Source organism: Streptomyces sp. UH6, from assembly GCF_013421635.1.
Taxonomy (GTDB): Bacteria; Actinomycetota; Actinomycetes; order Streptomycetales; family Streptomycetaceae; genus Streptomyces; species Streptomyces abyssomicinicus.
The window spans coordinates 1-1,624 of record NZ_JACADT010001161.1; the positions used below are offsets into that span (position 1 = coordinate 1).

The 1,624-nt window shown below is 75.6% G+C and carries 2 protein-coding genes; both read right to left on the reverse strand.

Going from position 1 to position 1,624, the window contains the following annotated elements:
• Window positions 1-180: 180 nt before the first annotated feature.
• Window positions 181-825: a uridine kinase gene (locus HW445_RS30225; RefSeq protein WP_180223992.1), complete on the reverse strand. Its 645-nt coding sequence runs from the start codon at window positions 823-825 to the stop codon at window positions 181-183.
• A gap of 153 nt (window positions 826-978) precedes the next feature.
• A partial coding sequence (locus HW445_RS30230; RefSeq protein ID WP_180223993.1) for an HAD-IC family P-type ATPase occupies window positions 979-1,624 on the reverse strand: 646 nt, incomplete at its 5' end.

Sequence of the window (1,624 nt, forward strand, 5' to 3'; positions counted from 1 at the left end):
GGGGGGGGGGGGGGGGGGGGGGGGCCCCGGGGGGGGGACGGGGGGAAGGGGGGGAAGGGCGGGCCCGGAAGCGGGGGCTTTCCGGTCCCGCCTTCCGTCTGTCCCGCCCTCTGCCGTGTCCCGGGCTCCGGTCGTGTCCGGGGCTCCGTCGCGTCCCGGCCGCCGTGGTGTCCCGCGGCGTCACGCCGTGGTGGCGGGCGTTCCCCCGGTGCGGGAGGCGGCGGCCGTGACGGCCGCGATCCGGGCCTCGGCCTCCGGCCGGTCGCAGGCGTACGCCCCCAGCGACGTCTGCCGCGCCACGATGGTCCGCTCGGAACGCATCAGCCGCCAGCCCCGCCGCAGCAGGAACGGCACCGACTTGCGGCTCTCCCGCAGGTCCCGCAGGAACCGGCGGCGGAACGTGGTCACCGGGCCCCGGGCCAGGCACAGCGCGTCGCCCAGCAGCCCCAGCTCCCGGCAGCGCGAGACGATCTCCGCGGCGAAGATCCCCTCGGCGACGAACACCGGCGCGCCCCCGAGGTCCAGCCCGGTCCGCCCGGTCCGGGCGCTCAGCGAGATGTCGTACACCGGAACCTCCGTGCGGCCCGTCCGGCACAGCGCCTCGATGGCGGCGACCGCCGTGTCGGCGTCCCAGGACAGCGGATGGTCCCAGTCGATGTCCTCGCTGCCCGCCACCAGGGGCAGCGACGGGTCGTCGGCCTCCTTGTAGAAGTCGTCGAGACGCAGCACCGGCAGCCCGGTGCGCGCGGCGAGCAGCGACTTTCCTGACCCGGAGGGGCCGCAGAGGAGAACGACACGGGTCGGCGAGGAGAACTGGGTGGTCACGAGATACCAGTCTGCGGCATCGAACGCCCGTCGAACGAGCGGGTGACCCGACTTGGCGCGGACATCACACCGGGTAGCGGCCGGCGGCGACCGGGAACGGCTGCGGGGCGGACCGGCCGGTCCGCCCCGCAGCCGTGACGCACGGGTGAGGTGTCAGCCGCCGGGCCTGAAACCGCGCAGCCGCAGGCTGTTGCCGACGACGAAGACCGAGGAGAACGCCATGGCGGCACCGGCGATCATCGGGTTGAGCAGCCCGGCCGCCGCGAGGGGCAGGGCGGCGACGTTGTAGGCGAAGGCCCAGAACAGGTTGGACCGGATGGTGCCGAGGGTCCGGCGGGCCAGGCGGATGGCGTCGGCGGCGGACCGCAGGTCACCGCTGACCAGGGTGAGGTCGCCGGCCTCGATGGCGGCGTCCGTGCCGGTGCCCATCGCCAGCCCCAGGTCGGCCTGGGCGAGCGCGGCGGCGTCGTTGACGCCGTCGCCGACCATCGCCACCGAACGGCCCTCGCCCTGCAGGCGCTTGACGACCTCGACCTTGTCCTCGGGCAGGACTTCGGCGATCACCTCGTCGATGCCCACCTCGGCGGCCACCGCCTCGGCGACGGCCCGGTTGTCCCCGGTGAGCAGGATCGGCGTCAGACCCAGGGCGCGCAGGCGGGTGATCGCCTCGGCGCTGGTGTCCTTGACGGCGTCGGCGACCTCGAGGACCGCGCGGGCCTCGCCGTCCCAGGCGACCGCGATCGCGGTGCGGCCCGCCTTCTCGGCGTCGGCCATGGCGCGCGCCAGGCCGGCCGGCAGT